Source organism: Thiohalobacter sp. IOR34, from assembly GCF_030406045.1.
Classification (GTDB): Bacteria; Pseudomonadota; Gammaproteobacteria; order Thiohalobacterales; family Thiohalobacteraceae.
This window is the reverse complement of the sequence record NZ_CP128988.1, coordinates 1177435-1193196: the sequence shown is the minus strand read 5'-3', so window position 1 is coordinate 1193196 and position 15762 is coordinate 1177435. Positions and strand designations below refer to the sequence as shown.

Here is a 15762-nt window from a genome sequence, read left to right as displayed (position 1 = left end):
TCGTGGCTCATCGTCGTCCTCTCCGTCTGTCAGAACTGGATCCCGGCACCGCCTTCCGCCACGCCTGCCGCGTCGAACATGAAGCCCGGCTGTTCCGCCAGCCAGGCTGGATCGAGCAGCAGCAGTGACAGGTCCTGCAGTTTGCCGTCCTCCCCGTTCTTGAAGCGGGCAATGATGGTTGGGCCACAGTTCCTGAAGCGGGCATAGCGCGCGGCCTCACCGCCCTTGTCGACCATCAGCGGCAGGCGGGCCGTCTGTTTGTCCTTCTCCGCGGGGTCTGCGCCGGGAATCATCTTCCCAGCCTTCTCCTGCATGCAGCGCTGCAGGGCCATCATCTTGCCCATGTCCATGGCCGGCATGCCACCGAGGGTGATGCCGGCCTCGGCGAAGCACTGCTGTTTGATATCGTTCGCCGAGGCACTGCCCGCGCTGCTGCGCGTGCTGCGGCTGGAGCGTGGCGCCTCCCATTCCCGGCTCCAGCCCGCGCGCTCCTCGAGCAGCTCGACCAGCCCCGCACAGGCCTTCGCATCCGCGCCCCCGTCCTGCCCGGCGAACGCCCAGAGCATGGAACCGGCCTCGCCCTTCCCTGTCCACAGCTCACGGCCGTATTTTTTGCGCAGTCCGTCGCGGACCTGCTCTATGCCCATCGCCTTGTCGTCGAGATAGAGCCGCCGGCTGACCGCCGCCAGCCGCTTGAACTCGCCGTTGAAGAGATAGAACAGGGCGATGCCGTGGTCACCCTTGCGGTTCCACTCCAGGCTTGCCTCGTGAAAGGGCCGCGCGTCGTTGCTGGTGGCGCGGCGGCTCATCTGCTGCCGCTGCAGCAGGGGCAAGGCGTCGTTGACCCTCATCCCCAGACGCAGGCCGAGGATGTCCGGCCCGTAGGGCTTGCGGACCCGTTCCTTGCTGCAGGCCTGCAGGGCGGCGTCATACTCGGCGCTGCCACTGTGCGGATACCAGGGCGCGGCATTCCTGCCGCTGTAGCGCGAGCGGCAATGCGCGGGGATCGCGGCCTGCTTGGCTGTGCCTGGTGGCGCCTTGGCGGCCATGATCTCCCTGGCCGACTGCTGCATGGCCTGCATCCGCTGCTGTTTCATCGCCTTGCCATAGGCGAGCATCGACTGCTTGCGCTTCTCGGTACACCAGGCCAGCTTGTTGCGGTCGCCCTGGCGGGCTATCGCCTTGCACAGCTCCCCCCAGCACTGGGGCGCGCCGCTGGCCTCGCACTCGCGGGTCTTGGCCTCGATGCCCGAGGCCAGGCTGCGCTTGGCCTCCTCCGCCTCCCGTGCCGCCTGCTGGTGCTGCTTCTCGTAGGCTGCCCGCTGCTGGGCCAGGGTGTCGCTGGCCGGCGGAAGATCCGCCGCCGCGTAGCGGGCGACCAGTTCGGACTTGGCGGTGGGCACGCCGTTCACCCGCACCGGGCGGGGTGGCGAATGGAGACTCAGCGATTCGACGTCTGCCACCAGGATCAACACCTCCTCGGCCACGGGCCGCCCGCGCAGCACGCGGCGCAGACGCACCGCATCCTTGACCCGGATGTCGATACGGACGCTGGCGTTGGACCGATTCGCATACTTGTTGAGAAAACGCTCGGCATCGCGCTGGGACATGGGCAGGCCCTGGGTGATCAGATCCCGGTCCAGGGCCAGGTAGATCGGCAGCCGCGAGGCGGCCGGCTTGCCAACACTCCTGAGGATCAGGGGGACATAGGTTTCCGGCGCCAGGCGAATGCGCACGTCGTCCCCCTGGTGGGTGCTCAACAGGCCGAGGCGGTAGCCGGCGGTCTTTTCCGCAGCCCGATTGGCGATCTCCGCGCCGAACTGCTGGCGGAAGGCGATATAGCCACGGCTGTTGTGCTCGCTTGGCGTCACCTGCCAGGCCAGATTGGTCTGCTCCTTCGAGGGCCCGAACTGCATGCGCCCGGTCTTGACGTTGTAGTTCGGCGCACCGATCTGGTAATAGACCCGCAGCCGGGTGGAAAGGCCATTGGTGAAGTCGCGGATCAGCGCCTTGTAGCGGTCCATGAACTCCGGCGCCGCCAGCTCCGGGTTGCGGTCCTTGACCTCGGCCTTGCTCAGCCAGGGCTTGTCCGGCCCCCTGCCGCGATACTCGCGGTAGAAGCGGCGCGCCTTGTCCAGCTCCTTGATCACATAGCGGCGCACCATCTCATCGTCGAAATAGTCGGGGATGAACCTGGCCGCCAGCCAGATGGGGTAATTGTCGATCAGGGGTTGCAAGCGTTCGCTGGCAGCGATGTCGCCCCCGGCCTTCTGGCCGGGCGTCACACCCCATTTGCGAAGGGCATCGGCGGTAACATCGGCGTGGGAAACAGGGGGAAGAAGCAGCGAAACCAGAACCATGGCGTGGAACAAGACAGAGATGCCTGTCTGCCGAATACCCATGGCGACCCCCCCCTTTCCTTTTGTTTGGATTCTTGTGGTTATTGTCTGCCTTGCCGTCGAATCTACCGCTGGCCCTATCGAGCGTCAAGCCAGGTCGGGAAAAAACCCATCGCGGCCTGGAAGCCGCTCCCACGCACAACGGAGGTGCGCACCAGGCACCGGGGCTGCCGCCGCGGCAGCATGACTGCCCTGATCGTGACCTGGATCACCGCCAATTCGCGATGCCTCCAACCGGTCATGGAGCGTTACGTCTGTGTGGGTCGAAAGCGGTGACCAGGGCGGTCAGAGCAGCGCCACACTCTTGATCTGCGCGTACAGCGCCAGCCCCGGACGCAGGCCGAGCTGGACCGCCGACTTGCGGGTGATGCGCGACAGCAGGGCCTGGCCGCCGGCATCGAGGCGCACCAGCATCTGCGCCGGCCCGTCCTCGCTGAGACCGGTCACCCGCGCCTCGATGATATTGAGGATGCTGGTGTCCGTGGCCCGCTGCAGGCCGAGGCTGACGTCGCGTGCATGGATCACCACCCGCACCGCGGTACCGACCGGCAGCTCGGTGCAGGGGAGGCGCAGCCGGCCACCGGAAAAACCCAGTTCGGTCAGGCAGAACTCGCCGTCCTGCCCCCTGACCTCGGCCTCGATGATGGCCGCCGCCTGCGGCCGGTGGGCCGGCGGCAGGTCGAGGCGGGTGAAGAGCTCGCCGACCGGCCCCTGACCACGCACCTGCCCCGCCTCCATCAGCACCACCCGGTCGGCGAGGCGCGCCACCTCGTCCAGGGAATGGCTGACGTAGAGGCTGGGCATCTCCAGCTCGCGGTGCAGGCGTTCCAGATAGGGCATGATCTCCGCCTTGCTGCTGTCATCCAGCGCCGAGAGGGGCTCGTCCAGCAGCAGCAGTTCCGGGCTGGTGAGCAGCGCCCGGCCGAGGGCCACCCGCTGGCGCTCACCGCCCGAGAGACGCAGTGGGGAGCGCTCGAGCAAGGACCCGAGACCGAGCAGCTCGATCACCTCCGGCGGATGCAGCCGGCGCCGGGCGGCCTCCAGCCGCCGGTAGCCGTACTCCAGATTGGCCCGGACCGAGAGATGCGGGAACAGGGCCAGATCCTGAAAGACATAGCCCAGCGGCCGCCGGTGCGGGTCGAGGAACCGGCCCGAGGCACTGTCCTGCCAGAGCCGCCCGGCGACGCTCAGCCGCCCCTCGAACGGCCGTTCCAGGCCGGCGATGCAGCGCAGGCAGGTGGTCTTGCCGCAACCGGAGGGTCCGAACAGGGCGGTGACGCCGCGCGCCGGGATGCTGAAATCGACATCCAGCTCGAAACTGCCCAGCGGCAGACGGAAGCGGACTTCGATGCTCATGCCACGGCCGGCCTGGCACGGCGGTTGAGACTGTAGACCAGCAGCAGCAGGACGAAGGCGAACAGCAGCAGCCCCCCCGCCAGCCAGTGTGCCTGGTCATAGGACAGGCTCTCGACATGGTCGTAGATGGCAATCGACAGCACCTGGGTGCGGCCGGGGATGTTGCCGCCGATCATCAGCACCACCCCGAACTCGCCGATGGTGTGGGCAAAGCCGAGCACCGCTGCGGTCAGGAAACCCGGCCTGGCCAGGGGCACGGCGAGGCTCCAGAAACGGTCCAGCGGCGAAGCCCGCAGGGTGGCGGCGGCCTCGAACAGGCGCCGTCCCTGGGCGGCGAAGCTGTTGCGCAGCGGCTGGACCACGAAGGGCAGCGAATAGAGCACCGAGCCGATCACCAGCCCGGAGAAGCGGAACGCCGGCGCCTCGCCGCCGAGCCGGATCAGCAGGCCGCCGACCGGCCCCTGGGGACCGAGCAGGATCAGCAGATAGAAACCGAGCACCGTCGGCGGCAACACCAGCGGCAGCGCCACCAGCGCCTCGACCAGGGTCTTCAGGCGTCCCTCGCCATGCGCCAGCCACCAGGCCAGGGGGGTACCGAACAGCAGCAGGATGAGGGTGGTCAATCCGGCCAGGCGCAGGGTGATCCAGAGGGCGGCGATGTCGTTCCCGGCCAGCACGATGCCTCCTCAGTCGACGGTGGCGTAACCGAAGTCGTGGATGATCCGCCGCCCTGGCCGGCTCTTCACGAAGCGCAGGAAGTCCGCGGCCGCCGGGCTGTCGGTCAACTGCACCGCCTGCTGCTCGATCGGCGAGTGGAGCACGGCCGGCACCAGCCACCAGGAACCGGGGATGGCCACCCCCGGCCGCTTGAGCTGCGACCAGGCGACAAAGCCCAGCTCGGCATTGCCGCTGGCGACGAACTGGAAGGTCTGGGCGATGTTCTCGCCATAGACCAGCTTCGGCAGCAGGCGTGCCCAGAGGTCGCGCAGACGCAGCACCTGGCTTGCCGCCAGGCCATAGGGCGCCAGTCGGGGATTGGCGATCGCCAGGTGGCGGAAATCGCCGCGCTCCAGCACCTGGCCCTCGCCATCCACCCGTGCGGGATCGGGCGACCAGAGGGCCAGCCGGCCGACGGCATAGGTGAAGCGGCTGCCGGGCAAGGCCAGCCCGGCCTCCTCCAGCAGCCGCGGCCGTCTGCGGTCGGCGGCGAAGAACAGGTCGAACGGGGCGCCGTGGCGGATCTGCGCATACTGCTTGCCGGTGGAACCGACGGCCAGCAGCAGCTGGTGACCGCTGTCGGCATGGAAACGCTCGGCCAGCGCGCGCAGGGCGGCGGCAAAATTGGCGGCCACCGCGACCTGCAGGGTCTCGGCGCGCGGTGCCGCGCTGCCCAGCAGGGCGATGCAGAACAAAAGGGGGCGCAGGCGAAACCGGCCGCGCATCATCCGCCGCGGATCTCCGTCTCGATGGCGGTCAGGGTCTGCTGCCAGTTGGCGTCCCGGTGCAGGCCACGCGCCATCAGTTCCATCAGGCCGTAGGCCAGGCGCCGGTCCGCCGCCTGCAGGTCCTGCAGCTTGTTGAGCAGGAACAGGTACTGGCCGTTGTCCGTGGACAGGGTCTTCATCAGGGCGAAGAGCACCAGGGAGGCGGCGCCGTGGGTGTCGGCCCCGACCCGTTCCCGCACCTGTTTCAGCACCTGCTGCAATGCCTCGTCGCTCATGGGATCTCTCCGAACGCCCCGTTCAGGAGCGCGGGCGGTCGGCGACATTATTGCGCAAATAGACTGGCTGCGCCTGCTCGGCCGGCAGCCCCCCACCGACGCGTAGTGCCGCCGCGGCGAGCGGCAGCATGTCGCGGGCATGCGGCAGGGCGCCGGGCTCGACCGCCACCAGTTGCAGACCGGCACAGCGCGCGGCCAGCGCCTCGCCATAGCTGCCCCAGCCGGTCCCCGCCCCACGCCAGCGCCCGCCCGCCGGCACCGTCACCGCCGCCGGCGCGCAGACCCGCTCCTCGCCCTCGAGTTCGACCAGGCCCTCGGCACCGCTGCGGTAGACCCCCCAGTAGACCTCCTGCATGCGCGCGTCGATGGCCGCCAGCACGCCCTCGAGCGCTGCGTCCCTCGCCCCCTGCGCCAGGGTCGCCAGGGTCGACACCGGCAGCACCGGCAGATCGGCGGCAAAGGCGATGCCCTGGGCCACGCCAGCGGCGATACGCAGGCCGGTGAAGCTGCCGGGGCCACGACCGAAGGCCAGGCCGTCGAGCTGTCCCGGCGACAGCCCGGCCTCGGCCAGCAGGGTCTCGATCATGGCCAGCAGCAGGCGGGCGTGGCCGCGCGGCTCGACCCGGCTGGTCTCGCGCAGCTCGCCATCGACCAGCAGCGCGGCGCTGCAGGCCTCGGTGGCGGTATCCAGCGCCAGGAGCTTCATGTACCGCCTCCGGCGGCGGCCTCGGCCGTGCCTGGGCCGGCAAAGAACGCCGCCACGTCCTCCAGCCGGCGGCTCTGCGGCATCGGCGGCAGGCTGGCCCGGAACAGGCGCCCGTAGGGCTTGTCCAGCAGGCGGGGATCGCAGAGCACCAGCACCCCACGGTCACTGACGTCGCGGATCAGCCGGCCCACGCCCTGCTTGAGGGCGATCACCGCCCCTGGCAGCTGGTAGTCCATGAAGGGGTTGCCACCCTGCTCGCGCAGCAGGTCGAGGCGCGCCTGCAGCACCGGATCGCCGGGCGAGGCGAAGGGCAGCTTGTCGATCAACACCAGCGACAGCGCCTCGCCGCGCACGTCGACCCCCTCCCAGAAGCTGCCGGTACCGAGCAGCACCGCGTCGCCCAGCTCGCGAAAGCGGCGCAGCAGTTCGGAACGCGGCGCCTCGCCCTGCACCAGCAGCGGATAGTCCAGGCTGTCGCGCAATGCCTCGGCCGCCTGGCGCAACGCCCGGTGACTGGTGAACAGCAGGAAGGCCCGGCCACGGCTGAGCGGCAGCAGCTGACGGGCGACCTCGGTCACGGCGGCATTGTAGGCGGGCTGGTTCGGTGCCGGCAGCCCGGGCGGCAGGTACAACAGCGTGTTGCGGACATAGTCGAAGGGGCTGTCCAGGCGCAGGGTGCGCGGGGCCTCCAGTCCAAGCTGGGCCGTGAAGTGCTCGAAGCTGTCGCCCACCGCCAGTGTCGCCGAGGTGAACACCCAGCTGCCCTCCAGATGCTGCTGCTGTTCGCGGAAGATGGCGGCGATGTCGAGCGGGGTGAAGTGGATGCCGAAACTGCGACGGAAGGTCTCCAGCCACTGCACATAGCCCGCCGGGGGCGCCTCACGCACCAGCCGCAAGCGTTCCTGCAGACCCTGGGCGCGGTGCCAGACGGCCTCCAGACCGCGTCCGCGCGGTGCCGCCGCCTCCAGCCAGGCGGTCAGCTCGTCGAGCATCTCGCCGAGGCGCTGCAACGCCGCCTGCACCTCGGGAACGGACTGCACCGCCTGCCAGGGGCGACGACCGCTGTCGCGGCCGAAAGCCAAGCGCAGATCGGCGACCGCCGTCTCCAGCGCCCGGGCGCTGTCCGGCAAGGCGGCCATGTCGCCAGCCTCGGCAAGATGTTCCAGCACGGCGTCGCGCGCCAGGCCCAGCAACTGGCGGCTGCCCAGGCTGAGGCCAAAGAAGGCCGAGGCGGTCTCGGCCAGCTGATGGGCCTCGTCGACAATGAAGGCGCCGGCCTCGGGCAGCAGCTCGCCGAAGCCTTCTTCCTTGAGCGCCATGTCGGCGAACAGCAGGTGATGGTTGACCACCACCAGGTCGGCCTCCTGGGCGCGGCGCCGCGCCTTGACCACGAAACAGTCGGCATGGCGCGGGCATTCGCCACCCAGGCAGTTGTCGCTGGTGGAGGTCACCCGCGGCCAGATTGCGGCGTCCTCCGGCACCCCGCCGATGCCGGCGATGTCACCGTCGGCGGTGCTGCCGGACCAGCGGCGGATGGCCTGCAGCTCACGGGCCTGGCGCCGCGCGGAAAGCCCCTCGGCCTCGGCCAGCTCCAGCCGGTGCAGGCACAGATAGTTGGCCCGGCCCTTGAGCAGGGCCACGTCGACCCCGGTGCCGAGCGCCTCGCGTACCAGCGGCAGGTCGCGGTGGAAGAGCTGATCCTGGAGATGCCGGGTGCCGGTGGAGACGATCACCTTGCGGCCGCAGAGCAGGGCCGGCACCAGGTAGGCGAAGGTCTTGCCGGTACCCGTGCCGGCCTCGACCACCAGGTTCTCGCCAGCGGCCAGCGCATCGGCCACGGCCTCGGCCATGCGCTGCTGGGCTTCCCGCGGCGCGAAACCCGGCAGGCGGCGGGCCAGCGGCCCCTGGGCGCTGAGCAGCTCGGCAGGTTCTGGAGGGGTCAGGGACATGGTGGCCTGGGGACGCGGGGCGTTCAGTCGCCCCCCTGGTTGTCCCAGATCTCGTCGTCGATCTCACCCTCTTCACGGGTCCAGACCAACCGGCCAATGGCCTTGAACTTGGCCACCGACAGGGCGCCGCGCTTGCTGCGCCGGCTGCTGGCCGATTCGGCCACGGCCTCGAGCAGGGTCTCGCGGTCGGCCTCGTGGATCTCGAAGGGTTCGTAGTCTTCGTCCATCAGCACCAGCAACACCGCGTCCCATTCCTTGTCGACCTTGAGCTGGCCGATGCGGTGTCCGCTCTTGCTCTCGTCGAAGATGGTGCGGCTCTTGATCTGGTAGCGCAGCCCCTCGCGGCGGCCGCGGCCGAGGGCATCATGGGCCTGCTGCGGATCCTTGACCAGCTCCAGCCCGAGCAGCCGGGCGGCGTCGTTCTCGGCGATCTCGCTGCTGATGCCGGGCAAGGGGGTGCCGGTAGCACGCCGGTACTCGGCGGCCAGCCGCCGCGCCTCGGCGATCAGACGATCGACGGCATAGGGATTGGCGTGATCGGACGAATCGGACATGGTCTCTTGTGGACGTATGCGCCCCCCGGCGCGGGTACCGCCATTGTACACAAGTTGGGGATGCCCCGAGCCGGTGCTCAGGGGTAGCGGGCGGCGCGGCGGCGCGCCTCTGCGGCGCCGCGGCCATCCCCCAGGGCCTCGAGGGCCTCGGCGATCAGCCGCCAGTTGGCCTGCAGCAGACGCGGCTCGCCGCTGGCATAGCCATTCGACTTGCGGGCCAGTTGCACCGCCTGGGCATAACGGCCCTGTGCCAGACGCACCTCGGCCAGCTGGTACCAGAGCCGCGCATCACCCGGGGCGATGCGCAGGGCCCGCTCCAGCGCCGCACCGGCCTCGGCCCACTGGCCACCCTGCACGGCCCGGTCGGCGCGTGCCACCAGGGTCTCGACCGCTGAGCGCTGCGCTGCCGGCGGTTCGGCACGGTAGGGGCGGCGTTCGACCCCGGGCGTCGGGCCCGGCGCTGGCACGGAGCGGGTCGCGGCATCGCCGCGCTCCTCCACCGGCGGCGCCCCGCCCGGCGGTACGCTGGCACAACCGCCCAGCAGCAACATGGCAAGGGGCAGCCAGCGAAATGTCGTGCGTGTCGTCATGGTGTGAATATACGTTTGAGCCAGCCGGCCGGCCCGCGACCCGCGCAGGGCGCCAGCCCGGTCGGCACGGTACCGGCGATGAAGGGCAATTCTATGCGATCCTCGCAGCCGCTGTCCGCACGCAGACCGCTGGCCCGGTCGATCCAGGCCCATTCGATGTCCTCCGGCTGAGGCATCCGCCGGGGCACGATGCCGATCCGGCCCGCCACCTCGGACCACACCTGCAGGGCCCCGGCACTGCCGGTCAGTCCCATCGGCTGGTTGTCGTCACGGCCGACCCAGGCGACCATCAGCCGCCGCCCGTCGAAACCGGCGAACCAGCTGTCACGCAGATCGTCGGTGGTACCGGTCTTGCCGGCGATCCCGGCCTCGGCGCCAAAGCGCCGCGCCAGGGGGGCGGCCGTCCCCTCGCGCACCACGTCCTGCAACGCGCTGTTGATGAGGAAGCTCTGCGCCGGGCTGAATACCTGCTCCACCTGCAGCGGATAGCGCTGCAGCGCCTCCCCTGTGGCAGAGAGCACGGCGCGGATCGCGCGCAGCGGCGTGCGGAACCCCCCGGCGGCGAAGGTCTGATAGAGACGGGTGATCTCCAGCGGCGTCAGTTCCGCCGCGCCGAGCAGCAGCGAGGGCCAGGGCGAGAACTCCCGCTCCAGGCCCAGCCGGTGCAGGATCCCGATCACCTGCGGCACGCCGAGCGCCAGGCCAAGCCGGGCCGTGGGTACGTTATAGGAATGCACCAGGGCATCATGCAGCAGCACCGGGCCGCGAAAGCGGTGATCGTAGTTCTGCGGCGCCCAGACACTGCCGTCCGGCTGCTGCACCTCCAGGGGACTGTCGTCCAGCAGGGTGGCCAGGGTGTAGCGCCGCGGCTCGGCCAGTGCGGTGAGATAGACGGCCGGCTTGAGCAGCGAACCGACCGGTCGCCGCGCAGCCAGGGCACGGTTGAAACCGGCCTGCTGGGGCTGGCGATCGCCGACCACCGCCAGCACCTCGCCGTCCTCGGTCCCGGTCACCAGCACCGCCCCCTGGAGCACGCCGCTCTCCATGCCGCGCAACCGTTCCAGGCGGCCCAACCGGGTGGCCAGGCCGGCCTCGGCGGCACGCTGGATGCGCGGGTCCAGGCTGGTGAAGATGCGCAGCCCCTCGGAACGCAGATCCTCCTCCCGGTAATCGCGGTACAGCTGACTGCGCACCAGTTCGAGGAAGGCAGGATAGGCATTGCTCGCCAGCCTGCGCAGGCGCACCGTGCCCAGCGGCCGCGCCCGGTAGCTGGCCAGACGTGACGATTCGATCAGTCCCTGGCTGGCCATCAGTTCCAGCACCAGGTTGCGACGCGAACGGGCGCGCTGCGGATGACGACGCGGGTCGTAGTAGGAGGGACCCTTGACCAGCCCCACCAGCAGGGCGATCTGCTCCGGCGCCAGGTCCTTCAGCGGGCGATCGAAATAGAAACGGCTGGCCAGGCCGAAGCCGTGTATGGCCCGCGCCCCGTCCTGGCCAAGATAGACCTCGTTGAGGTAGGCCTCGAGGATCTCGTCCTTGGAATAGTGCAGCTCCAGGAGCAGCGCCATCAGGGCCTCGTTGAGCTTGCGGCTCAGGGTGCGCGCCTGGCTGAGATAGAAGTTCTTGACCAGCTGCTGGGTAAGGGTGCTGCCGCCCTGCACCAGGCCGCCGGCACGCAGGTTGGCGAGCATGGCACGGGCGATGGCGCGCGGCGAGATGCCATGGTGGCGGTAGAAGGCCCGGTCCTCGACCACGATCAGGGTCTCGATCAGCAGCGGCGGCACCTCGTCCAGACGCACCAGGATGCGGTCTTCCCGGTGGGCGGGATAGATGCTGGCGATCTGCAGGGGTTCGAGTCGCAGCAGATCGAGCGACCGGGAGGTATCCGCTGCCCTCAGCTCCGCCAGGCGCCCTGCCTCGAAGCGCAGCCGGATACGCCGGCCCGGTTCGGCCCCGTCGGGAAAAGCGAAGGCGCGGGTATAGAGATCGAAGCGCCCACCGTCACGCGCCACCTCACCCGGCCGCCGCGGGCTGCGCACCGGCCGGTAACCGAGCTGTTCGAGTTCGGCGGCGAAATCGCGGGCACTGAGCTCCAGACCGGCATAGAGTTCCAGCGGCCGGGCATAGACCTTGGCCGGCAGGGCCCAGCGTTTGCCCTCGAACTGGCTGCGGACCCGGGCATCGAGGTAGACGCCATAGGCGGCCAGCGCCACCAGCAGGGTGAGCAACAGCCGCAGCCAGGGAAAGCCGGAGCGGCCGCCGCGGCGGCCTGCCTTGCGGCGTTTCTTGGGGGAGCGGGTACTGGCGTTCTTGCGGCGGGCTTTGCGGCGGGCTGCCATCCAGGGGGTCACATCGGGCGCTGAAAGCGCCTAGCTTACGCAACTCGCCGGGGGATGTCAGCCGTCTGTACGGGGGGATCAGCCGGAAGCCTGGCCGGAGCCGGCCTGCGCCTCGGCATCGGTTTCCGCATCGGCCGCGGGTGCGGCAGCCGCCTCCAGCAGGGCATCGATGTCATCGACGACGCCGGCGTCGGCATCGTCCTCCTCTTCCGGCCGCTGCAACACCTCGTCGAGGAGGGCATCGATGTCATCTTCGGCAGGCCGTCCGCCCTCCTCGTCGGCATCCAGGGCAACGGCGTCGGGTGACGGCATCTGCAGCTCGCGTTCGGATCCACCTCTCTCCGCCACCCCGGTTTCCGCCACCCCGGTTTCCGCCTCTGGGGTTTCCGCCTCTGGGGTTTCCGCCTCTGGGGTTTCCGCCTCTGGGGTTTCCGCCTCTGGGGTTTCCGCCTCTGGGGTTTCCGCCTCTGGGGTTTCCGCCTCTGCGGTTTCCGCCTCTGGGGTTTCCGCCTCTGGGGTTTCCGCCTCTGGGGTTTCCGCCTCTGGGGTTTCCGCCTCTGGGGTTTCCGCCTCTGGGGTTTCCGCCTCTGGGGTTTCCGCCTCTGGGGTTTCCGCCTCTGCGGTTTCCGCCTCTGCGGTTTCCGCCTCTGCGGTTTCCGCCTCTGCGGTTTCCGCCTCTGCGGTTTCCGCCTCTGCGGCCGCGGGTCCGGCGGCGGGAGGCTGCTCGCCGGCTGACGGCTCCTCCGAGGGCACCGGCTCGGCCCGACCGAGTTCATCGAGCCGGGCCTGCAGGCTGTCGACCTGATCACGCAGCCGCAGGTTTTCGTCCTCCAGCACCTGGACACAGGTGCCGAGTTCCTGGTTGGTGCGCTGCACCTTGTTCAGGGCATCGCACAAGCGCTTGGTCTCTTCCGTTTCCGGCAGGATGTCCCGCAGCATATTGCGCAGATGATCGATGGTCTGCTGCTGGTTGCCGACCAGGTCACGCAGCATGTCGGTGTCCGGATGGTGGACGGTGCCGCCCTTGGACGCCATGGCCTCCGGCGAGGCGAAGCCGGCGAGGAAGGCCTCCATCTCCTTGCTGCGCCCCTCGGCATCGAGCAACTTGTGCATGATCTCCTGGGCCTGGGGCGAATCGTCCAGTGTCTCCTCCAGCATGTGCTTGAGTTCGCGCATCACCTCGTGCTGGTTGTCGATGACCCCGCGCAGATGGGAGAGCTGCTCCTCGAGCTGCTGTTCACGGCTCAGGCCGGCCGCATCCTTTTCACCACGGGTCTCCGTCGTGCCAACCGCTGCATCGTTTGCGCCATCCTTGTCGGGCAACAGACTGGAGAGCAGGCTCTGCATGCCTTCCACCAGCCGCTTGCGGCGGCTCTCCGGGTCCTTCCTGCTCAGGGACTGGACATCAAGTTCGAGCTGCAGGAACTGGTGACGGGCTGCCAGCATCTGCCGCACGGTATCGTCCCCCTGCTCCGCCTCACCCTCCGGCTGGGGTCCCAGCATCAGGCTGGATGCCTCCAGTTCCTCGTTCAGGAAGCTGGCATAGTCCGGAACTGGTGCCTCGGCATGTTCCCCCTTGGCCGCATCGACCGCCCCCGCCGCCTGCTTCCCGCTCTGCTCGCGAAGACTGGCCTGCAGTTCATCGATGAGTCGCCTGGCCTTGCTGTGACGCAGATGCAGATAGATCGACAGGCCGGCGAGCACGAACACCAGCTCCAGCACCCCCAGCAGACTGTAGACATATCCCGCCATCATTCCTGCCCTCTCTCCATGGGTGTGCCGCATGCCGTGAACGGGCGGCGGCTATTCGGCGACGTCCTCGTCATCCGCGTCTTCCACCTTCTCGGCCGCCCGTGCGCCGCGGCGTTTCTTCCAGAAGATGAATCCGGCCACCAGTCCGCCGATCAACAGATTGACCAGGACGAAGAGGGAGATGATCAGACCGACGTTGATCCCCTCATCGGCCGGTTCCTCCGTCAGCAGCTCCTCCTCCTGAAGCGCCGGGGGCGGCTCCTCGACTTCGGGCGCTTCCGCTGCAGGCTCCGCCGGGGGTTGCGGCTCGGGTTCCGGTTCGGGTTCAGACTCGGCAACGGGCTGCGGCTCTGGCTCGGGTTCGGCAACCACCGGGGGCGGCGCGGCGCCTTCCGGCAGCGGCTCGACATCGAGATACAGCACCTTCTCACGCTGGAAAGTCTGGCTGCGGGCGCTCACCTTCAGCCGGTACTGGCCCGGCTGCTGGAACTGCAGGGCCGCCTCGTAGACACCGTCCTCCAGAGGTTCCTCGTTGTTCAGCTCGACCTGCAGCGCACTGCCATCGGGCTGTTCGACATCGACCCGGTAACGGGTGGTGGCCAGAATCTCCGGCGTGGCCAGCAGCTCGCCATTCTGCACCAGCCAGGCCTTGAGTCCGTTACTCTCTCCCACCTTGACCCGCTCTGCAGCGAGGCGGGCCTCGATGCCCATATCGGTCACCACATAGGCCCGGTTGTCGGTGCTGTCCGAGACCAGGTGCCAGCGGCCGGGCGGGGGACCCTGGATGGTGATCATGTCGAAGCCCTCGGAGCGGAACCAGCGCACCGCGCGCCCCGCCACCTCGGCGGTGATGCGCCGCCCGTCGGGCATCAGCAGCTGGATCTCGCTGTCCGGCCTTACCTTGGAAGCGATGATGGTGACTTCGTCGACCGAGTCGTCGACCACGAAATCGCCACCCTCGATGGGCAGCATGTCGGGCTGCTTGGCACTTTCGAAGATGGCACTGAAGACCTTGTGCAGCTCGCGGTCGTTGGAGGCCATGCGCGACAAGGCCCCGGTGCCATCGGCGATCTCACGCAGCAACGTCATGTCGGAGGCCTCGGTAAAGGCGATGGTGTAGACCTCGATGCCGCTGTTGCGCAACGCCTCGATCAGGGATCCGCGGATCTGCTGCTTCAGACGCTGGTCCTCGTTCCAGTCGCCGACGTCCATCTTGCCATCCGACATCAGCACCAGCAGCCGCCGGTGACCGGGCCGGCCCTCCTTGTCCAGCATCTCCCGCCCCTTGAGCAGGGCCGCATGGAGATTGGTATAGACGCCACGCGCCGAAACCTTCTCGATGCCCTTGAACAAGCGTTCGCGGTTCGCCGGCGTGGCCGGCGTCAGATGCAGCACCGGATAGCCATCGTCACTAAAACTGATCAGGCCGGTCCTGTCCTCCGGGCCGAGCAGCGAGACGAACATCTTCGCCGCCGCCACCCGCAGGCGCCGCGGATCGGTTTCCTTCATGCTGCCGGAACTGTCGATGACCAGCACTGCATCGACCCCCTCGGCGGCAGTACCCTCATCGGCTGCAATGGCGAACGGCGCCATCCAGGCGAGACACCAGAGCAGCAACGCGGCCAGCACCCTGGCCGGCATGCCCGGCATCGGCAGGTTTCCCTCTTGTCCTTTCATCACGTTCCCATACCCTTGTTTTTTCTCGCTGTTCCCCAGGTACTGCGACGGCCGTGCACTGGCGGATAGCCGGCCGGCCTCCACCGCTGTATCGGCAACTTTCAGATATAGTTTAGATTCAACCAGTTATTAACCCGGCAGCCATACAGGTTGTGTTCAGCTGCCGGGTTAACCCGCATATTGCACCAGGGCGGCGCGCATGAAGGGGGTTCGTGCTGTAATACAGGGACGATATGGCCATGAAAGGCCCCTTGGACGGGTTACAGTTTGTGCCTGTACGATTGACTCCGAGCATCGCGGCCTGGAGGCCGCTCCTACGGGGCGTGGCGGCACAATATGTTGTAGGAGCGGTCTCCAGGCCGCGATTGGTGTGGTGTTGAAGCCCTAGCCCGCATATTGCACCACGGCGGCGCGCATGAAGGGGGTTCGTGCTGCAATACAGGGACGATATGACCATGAAAGGCCCCTTGGGCGGGTTACAGTTTGTGCCTGTACGATTGACTCCGAGCATCGCGGCCTGGAGGCCGCTCCTACGGGGCGTGGCGGCACAATATGTTGTAGGAGCGGTCTCCAGGCCGCGATTGGTGTGGTGTTGAAGCCCTAGCCCGCATATTGCACCAAGGCGGTCTGCATGGTCGGCATTGAGGCTGTTACACAAGGCCGAGATGACCATGAGAGAGCCGTTTGGGCAGGTACACTTTGTGCCTATTCGATGTC

The 15762-nt window shown here is 68.5% G+C and carries 12 protein-coding genes; all 12 read right to left on the bottom strand.

Annotated features, from left to right (window positions below; all coding sequences use genetic code 11):
- Positions 1-29: 29 nt before the first annotated feature.
- The 12 genes from QVG61_RS05500 to QVG61_RS05445 all read right to left on the bottom strand — a co-directional run bounded on the left by QVG61_RS05500 (position 30) and on the right by QVG61_RS05445 (position 15045).
- Complete coding sequence (locus tag QVG61_RS05500) at positions 30-2285, bottom strand: hypothetical protein (RefSeq protein WP_289932351.1); 2256 nt, start codon at positions 2283-2285, stop codon at positions 30-32.
- A gap of 399 nt (positions 2286-2684) precedes the next feature.
- Positions 2685-3755, bottom strand: a complete 1071-nt coding sequence (gene modC / locus QVG61_RS05495; protein ID WP_289932350.1) for a molybdenum ABC transporter ATP-binding protein — start codon at positions 3753-3755, stop codon at positions 2685-2687.
- On the bottom strand, positions 3752-4432 hold the full coding sequence (modB, locus tag QVG61_RS05490; RefSeq protein ID WP_354671189.1) for a molybdate ABC transporter permease subunit: 681 nt from the start codon (positions 4430-4432) through the stop codon (positions 3752-3754). Before modB ends, modC begins: the two co-directional genes overlap by 4 nt.
- Positions 4433-4441: 9 nt before the next feature.
- On the bottom strand, positions 4442-5200 hold the full coding sequence (gene modA, locus QVG61_RS05485; protein WP_289932349.1) for a molybdate ABC transporter substrate-binding protein: 759 nt from the start codon (positions 5198-5200) through the stop codon (positions 4442-4444).
- Positions 5197-5475, bottom strand: coding sequence for a hypothetical protein (locus QVG61_RS05480; RefSeq protein ID WP_289932348.1), 279 nt, complete (start codon positions 5473-5475; stop codon positions 5197-5199). Before QVG61_RS05480 ends, modA begins: the two co-directional genes overlap by 4 nt.
- A 22-nt stretch (positions 5476-5497) precedes the next feature.
- Positions 5498-6181 carry a tRNA (adenosine(37)-N6)-threonylcarbamoyltransferase complex dimerization subunit type 1 TsaB gene (gene tsaB, locus QVG61_RS05475; RefSeq protein WP_289932347.1) on the bottom strand — a complete coding sequence of 228 codons (684 nt, stop codon included), beginning with the start codon at positions 6179-6181 and terminating at the stop codon, positions 5498-5500.
- Positions 6178-8130, bottom strand: a complete 1953-nt coding sequence (locus QVG61_RS05470) for an ATP-dependent DNA helicase (RefSeq protein WP_289932346.1) — start codon at positions 8128-8130, stop codon at positions 6178-6180. Before QVG61_RS05470 ends, tsaB begins: the two co-directional genes overlap by 4 nt.
- 23 nt (positions 8131-8153) lie before the next feature.
- Entirely contained in the window at positions 8154-8684 is a 531-nt protein-coding gene (locus tag QVG61_RS05465; protein ID WP_289932345.1) for a hypothetical protein, read from the bottom strand.
- 77 nt (positions 8685-8761) lie between these two features.
- Positions 8762-9274, bottom strand: coding sequence for a tetratricopeptide repeat protein (locus tag QVG61_RS05460; protein WP_289932344.1), 513 nt, complete (start codon positions 9272-9274; stop codon positions 8762-8764).
- On the bottom strand, positions 9271-11616 hold the full coding sequence (gene mrcB, locus QVG61_RS05455; RefSeq protein WP_289932343.1) for a penicillin-binding protein 1B: 2346 nt from the start codon (positions 11614-11616) through the stop codon (positions 9271-9273). Before mrcB ends, QVG61_RS05460 begins: the two co-directional genes overlap by 4 nt.
- Positions 11617-11694: 78 nt before the next feature.
- A complete protein-coding gene (locus QVG61_RS05450) occupies positions 11695-13371 on the bottom strand; it encodes a hypothetical protein (RefSeq protein WP_289932342.1) in 1677 nt (558 codons plus the stop codon).
- 48 nt (positions 13372-13419) lie between these two features.
- Entirely contained in the window at positions 13420-15045 is a 1626-nt protein-coding gene (locus QVG61_RS05445; RefSeq protein ID WP_289932724.1) for a vWA domain-containing protein, read from the bottom strand.
- Positions 15046-15762 lie beyond the last annotated feature (717 nt).

Excerpts from the sequence above, each read along its gene's own strand:
- modC (WP_289932350.1), bottom strand. The coding sequence starts at position 3,755 with ATGAGCATCGAAGTCCGCTTCCGTCTGCCGCTGGGCAGTTTCGAGCTG.
- modA (WP_289932349.1), bottom strand. The coding sequence starts at position 5,200 with ATGATGCGCGGCCGGTTTCGCCTGCGCCCCCTTTTGTTCTGCATCGCC.
- QVG61_RS05480 (WP_289932348.1), bottom strand. The coding sequence starts at position 5,475 with ATGAGCGACGAGGCATTGCAGCAGGTGCTGAAACAGGTGCGGGAACGG.
- tsaB (WP_289932347.1), bottom strand. The coding sequence starts at position 6,181 with ATGAAGCTCCTGGCGCTGGATACCGCCACCGAGGCCTGCAGCGCCGCG.
- QVG61_RS05470 (WP_289932346.1), bottom strand. The coding sequence starts at position 8,130 with ATGTCCCTGACCCCTCCAGAACCTGCCGAGCTGCTCAGCGCCCAGGGG.
- QVG61_RS05465 (WP_289932345.1), bottom strand. The coding sequence starts at position 8,684 with ATGTCCGATTCGTCCGATCACGCCAATCCCTATGCCGTCGATCGTCTG.
- QVG61_RS05460 (WP_289932344.1), bottom strand. The coding sequence starts at position 9,274 with ATGACGACACGCACGACATTTCGCTGGCTGCCCCTTGCCATGTTGCTG.
- mrcB (WP_289932343.1), bottom strand. The coding sequence starts at position 11,616 with ATGGCAGCCCGCCGCAAAGCCCGCCGCAAGAACGCCAGTACCCGCTCC.
- QVG61_RS05450 (WP_289932342.1), bottom strand. The coding sequence starts at position 13,371 with ATGATGGCGGGATATGTCTACAGTCTGCTGGGGGTGCTGGAGCTGGTG.
- QVG61_RS05445 (WP_289932724.1), bottom strand. The coding sequence starts at position 15,045 with ATGAAAGGACAAGAGGGAAACCTGCCGATGCCGGGCATGCCGGCCAGG.